This window comes from Vibrio sp. V39_P1S14PM300 (assembly GCF_009904765.1).
Lineage (GTDB): Bacteria > Pseudomonadota > Gammaproteobacteria > Enterobacterales > Vibrionaceae > Vibrio > Vibrio proteolyticus.
In genome coordinates, this window is sequence record NZ_WXWP01000185.1 from 1 (window position 1) to 4,927 (window position 4,927).

Here is a 4,927-nt window from a genome sequence, read left to right on the forward strand (position 1 = left end):
ATAGAGAAGCCTGATGAATACTGGCGTGAGACCCTGTCAGTAGAGGCATATAACGTGTGCCGCAAGCAAGGCACCGAAGCCCCGTTCAGCGGTAAGCTACTCCACAACCGAGATACTGGCATCTACGAATGTACCTGTTGTCAGGCACCGCTGTTCCACTCCGAAAACAAGTACGATTCGGGATGCGGTTGGCCTAGTTTTGATGCGCCGATCGATCCGGATGCAATCCGATATCTGGAAGATCTGAGTCACGGAATGGTGCGAACTGAGATTCGCTGTGCGGCTTGCGACAGCCATCTGGGGCATGTTTTCCCTGATGGACCCAAGACGACAGGGGACCGATTTTGTGTAAATTCTGTGTCGTTAATTTTCAACAAAAGTGATCAAACCTGTCGCTGAATGACACCTTAGTGTTAAATCCTTTCATTTTATCGACGGGGTAGCGGGAGGAACTGACACTTCCGCTCGCAAGCCAACAAAAAGCCGCTTCCAAACAGAGCGGCTTTTTTAGACCTCAAAAGGTATTGGGGATAAGGCTTGAGCGATAATTGCCCTGTCTGATGGCATCTTCAACCTCGTTGGCCAGCATATCCAGACGAGTGTAAGTCGCCTGGTCGAACCCGTACAACAGTTGCAGTTCTGGCTGAGAGGCCACGTTGATATCAAACCGCTCGGCGACCCGAGTCCAGATATAAGCCTTCTCTTTCTGATTGAGCTTGTAGTAAGTACTGGCCAGCGATTTGAAAATCTCGGTGTTGACATCATCGGCACCGGACAACTCCAGCGAGCGATTGAGCAAGGTAACGGTTTTGGCGCTGTCGCGGCTGGTATAAAACGTCGCTAACGCGTACTGCAGATGGGCGGTTTCCAGTTCTGGTGAACCTTCCAACTGAAGAAACTGACGGCGTGCATTATTGTCACCAATCTGACTCCATAGGAAGTAGAGTGTTTCCGGTTCGGTGGAGTCACTCAGTTCCTGTACGATGCGTTCCTGTTCTTCACCGGAGTGCACGAGAGCTTCAAAACGCTTGCGCTTGAGAGCGCTCTGATCGATGGGTTGGATTTGTGCCGCCAGTTCAAGACAGCGGCGGTACTCCGTGACCATCTGGTATTCGGTGATTTTGTGGCTTTCCGTCGGATCTTTAAGGACGTCAAAACGGTGCCAAATCAGGTTAGTTCTGGGCACCCGACACTGGCCGTCATCCACATTCAGCTGTTCACATCGCAGCGCCGGGTAATCGTTACACAGCTGCTCCGTGTTTTTTCTGCTGTCAAAGCACCCGGTCAAGCCGGCACTTATCAGGGTAATAGAGACAATTCGATGAAGGTTCATATTTTTGCTTGTGATCAAATACGCTTATTTGCTCGTGCTACCTTGACTGACAAAGCCGAGACGTTATTTTCTGTGCAAGAATGATGATTTAAGGATACACCATGGACGCAGAACAGTTAATTAATGCCATCACACCTGAGGTTTATGAGCGGCTAACCTATGCGGTGGAGACAGGTAAGTGGCCTGAAGGTACACCACTTTCACAAGAGCAGCGAGACTCTTGTATGCAAGCTGTGATGTTGTATCAATCAAAACACAACACGGCAGCAGACCACATGTCTATTGCGGCCGGTGGAGAGATAAAATTTAAGTCAAAAGCAGAGCTTAAAAAAGAGTTTCAGCCGGGGCAAAGCGATATTGTCCGGGTGAACCCCAACGAAAACTGAGTGTAACTAAAAAGCCCCTGCATTCCTGCAGGGGCTTTGTTATCGGACGCGGGAAGCCGTTATAAGCTCATTTCACCGCGCAGGACTTGCTGCATTTTGGCTTTTACTTCCTCATAGCCGAGGTTCTGGCTTAGCAGGTAATGCAATTTAGCCAGAGCAGCTTCCGGAGTCATATCAAAGCCGCTGATCACGCCGGCATCCGCCAAAGCACAACCAGTAGCATACCCCCCCATGTTCACTTTTCCTGCCAGACACTGAGTCAGATTCACCACGATCACACCTCGTTCTGAAGCCTCTTGCAGATGGCTGAGTAGCTCCGGATTTTGCGGCGCGTTGCCCACACCAAAGGTCAGCAGAATCATGGCATTAACTGGCTGGAGCAGTGTGTTGCGGATCACTTCATGTGAAATGCCCGGGTACATAGTAATCACACCGATAGGTTGAGGCGTAATGTTATGTACTTTGAATTCACCGGCAGGCTGAGCGCCAACGGTGACGTTGCTGCTGATCTGAATATTGATCCCTGCTTCCAATAGTGGCGGCAGGTTTGGAGATGTAAAGGCATTGAAACCGTCAGCGTGCGATTTGGTGCTGCGGTTGCCGCGCATCAGCTGGTTGTTGAAAAACAGCGTCACTTCATTGATCGGGTAATTGGCCGCAATGTGCAGTGCGTTCAACAAATTGGCCTGGCCGTCAGATCGCAGCTCGGCCAGAGGAATTTGTGAACCTGTCACGATGACCGGTTTGCCCAGATTCTCCAGCATGAATGACAGTGCGGATGCGGTGTACGCCATCGTGTCGGTACCGTGCAGAATGACAAACCCGTCGTATTTATCGTAGTTATCCCGGATATCATCCGCGATTTGTTGCCAGTCAGCCGGAGTCATATCCGAAGAATCGATCAGTGGCTCGTATTCGTGAATGGTGTATTCCGGCATTTCCGGACGGTGGAATTCCGGCATGCTGGCCAGCTGTTTTTCCATAAAGCCAGCGACGGGCACGTAACCGTGATCCGACTTTTGCATGCCGATGGTGCCGCCGGTGTAGGCGATGTATATGTGTTTTCTTGCCATTGCTAGAAACCATAATTGTAGGGGGAACAGAGCGGGCGATTATAACCAATAATTGGTTAAGAAAAAGGGGCATCTCGCACAGAGATGCCCCTAATCGTACCAGTGCTTGCGTGGTATTTACTGGACTTCGCAGTTCAGGCAGAACGCATACTGACCTTTTGGATCATTGAAGCTGCTCAGCAAGTTCGCATCCTGGGTAATCTGACGGGCGACCGGTGCCAGAGAGGCCGGCAGTACCGAGCTGATATCCAGACCAAGATGCACTTTGGCCTGACCAACCAGATCCTGCAGGAACTGCTGTGCCGGAGAGAGCGGTTCTTCTACCCAGTACAGGTTGTATGATTCCATATTGGCCAGTTTGGCCGCCAGAATCACCGCATCGTCGAAGTCACCCATTTGATCAACCAGGCCACGCTGCATGGCATCCTGACCAGTCCACACACGCCCTTGAGCAATCTCATCCACTTGATCAACGCTCATCCCGCGGTGTTTGCCCACCAGACTGATGAAACGTTGGTAACCGTGTTCAATGCCCAGTTGCAGAGCTTGTGACGCGCCGTCATTCAAACCGGTTGTGAGGCCAACACCAGAGAAGGGTGAGGTACCAACACCGTCGGTGTACACCCCGAGCTTGTTCAGGCCTTTCTCAAACGTGGTGATCACGCTGAAAATACCAATTGAGCCGGTGAGGGTGGTCGGTTGGGCGACGATCTTGTCGGCGCTCATTGAGATCCAGTAGCCACCAGAGGCTGCCACACTCGACATGGAGACCACAACAGGTTTGCCTGTGGCCTTGAGCGCGTCGATTTCATTGCGGATCACTTCCGAAGCAAACGCACTGCCACCCGGGCTGTTTACGCGCAGCACAACGGCTTTGACTTTGTCATCATTGCGCGCCTCACGCAGCAGGGCCGCGGTGGTGTCGCCACCGACACTGCCACGAGGTTGTGAACCGTCCATGATGGCGCCGTTCGCCACAACAATGGCGATGTCGTCGTTGGCGGCGTTGAACGTTGGCTTGACGTTGGAAGCGTACTGGTAGTAATCCACGTAGTTGTAGCTGTCTTCACCATCGCTGCCAAATACATCAATCATCGCCTTGCGGGCTTGTTGGCGAGTGGCCAGCTCATCCACCAGGCCGAGTTTCTTCGACAGCGCCGCCAGGTCACCCTGAGTGGATTTCAGTTCGGTCAGGAACTCGTCCATGCTCGGAGTGAGCGTCTTAGGCTCAATCTGGCGATTCGTTGAAACGTCTTCAACGTAGGCGCCCCATAACTGACCGAGCCAGCGAGAAGCTGATTCACGCGCGGCGTCTGACATATCATCACGAATGAAAGGTTCAATCGCGGACTTGTATGTCCCGACGCGGAAGACGTGAGTATTGACGTCCAGCTTCTCAAGTAGCGTTTTGTAGTACAGTGTGTATGCACTGTAGCCTTTGATCATCACGGCCCCGTCCGGTGCCAAAAAGATCTTATTGGCGTAGCTGGCGAGGTAGTACTGACTCTGGTTGTAAAAATCCCCCACGGCATAGATAGGTTTACCTGACGATTTAAACTCATTCAGCGCTTTGGCAATGTAACGCAGTTTGGTCAGGTTGGTTTCAGGTAACTCACTCAGGGCCAGCACGATACCGCTGATCTTCGGATCATTTTTCGCGTGGCGAATGGTATCGACAACATCAAACAGGACGTTTTCACGTGGTAAATCCTGCCCAAACAGCGACCCGGCAAAGGAGTCCATCGGGTTGACGTAACTGCTTTGCTCCACAATTGGACCAGACAGGTTCAGAACCAGAGCGGATTCCTGAGTAATGCCCGGTGTCGGTGCTTGGGAATGTACATAGATGAAGTAAATGATGGCAAGAGAGGCGAGGAAGAAAAGGTTGCTGATGGCGAGACGGAAAAAAGTGATGAGTTTCCAAATCCCTTTAAATATCAGGCCGATAAATTTAAAAATCTTTTTCATCGTATCCCCACAGTGGCTACGGCCACTCGTGTTAAACGGTAAATTTAGTATTATTAGTAGCTTACATCCTACGTTACTTATTATATGCGAACAACCGTAAGATTGATCGGTGTTACAAAAATGTAAACGCTTGTTTGATTTTTGTTTGACTCAGGCATATTGTGGTC

5 protein-coding genes are annotated in these 4,927 nt (G+C 51.0%); 2 read left to right on the forward strand and 3 right to left on the reverse strand.

All coding sequences use genetic code 11. The features are described 5' to 3' along the window. The coding region (gene msrB / locus CAG65_RS09405) for a peptide-methionine (R)-S-oxide reductase MsrB (RefSeq protein ID WP_237668791.1) at positions 1–399 on the forward strand (399 nt) is incomplete at its 5' end. Between the two features lie 115 nt (positions 400–514). On the opposite strand, the gene CAG65_RS09410 is transcribed toward msrB, so the two are convergent. Then, positions 515–1,333, reverse strand: a complete 819-nt coding sequence (locus CAG65_RS09410) for a DUF2989 domain-containing protein (protein ID WP_161449036.1) — start codon at positions 1,331–1,333, stop codon at positions 515–517. A gap of 101 nt (positions 1,334–1,434) precedes the next feature. Between CAG65_RS09410 and CAG65_RS09415 the strand changes: the two genes are divergently transcribed. Beyond that, entirely contained in the window at positions 1,435–1,719 is a 285-nt protein-coding gene (locus CAG65_RS09415; RefSeq protein ID WP_021703947.1) for a YeaC family protein, read from the forward strand. A gap of 59 nt (positions 1,720–1,778) precedes the next feature. On the opposite strand, the gene ansA is transcribed toward CAG65_RS09415, so the two are convergent. Together ansA and sppA are read right to left on the reverse strand one after the other, a co-directional pair. Further along, positions 1,779–2,792, reverse strand: a complete 1,014-nt coding sequence (gene ansA, locus CAG65_RS09420) for an asparaginase (RefSeq protein WP_161453463.1) — start codon at positions 2,790–2,792, stop codon at positions 1,779–1,781. 117 nt (positions 2,793–2,909) lie between these two features. Further along, positions 2,910–4,760, reverse strand: a complete 1,851-nt coding sequence (sppA, locus tag CAG65_RS09425) for a signal peptide peptidase SppA (protein ID WP_161453464.1) — start codon at positions 4,758–4,760, stop codon at positions 2,910–2,912. Positions 4,761–4,927: the final 167 nt, after the last annotated feature.

What these genes read in the sequence shown, in the direction of transcription:
- CAG65_RS09410 (WP_161449036.1), bottom strand. Translation starts at nt 1,333, where the DNA reads ATGAACCTTCATCGAATTGTCTCTATTACCCTGATAAGTGCCGGCTTG.
- sppA (WP_161453464.1), bottom strand. Translation starts at nt 4,760, where the DNA reads ATGAAAAAGATTTTTAAATTTATCGGCCTGATATTTAAAGGGATTTGG.
- ansA (WP_161453463.1), bottom strand. Translation starts at nt 2,792, where the DNA reads ATGGCAAGAAAACACATATACATCGCCTACACCGGCGGCACCATCGGC.
- CAG65_RS09415 (WP_021703947.1), top strand. Translation starts at nt 1,435, where the DNA reads ATGGACGCAGAACAGTTAATTAATGCCATCACACCTGAGGTTTATGAG.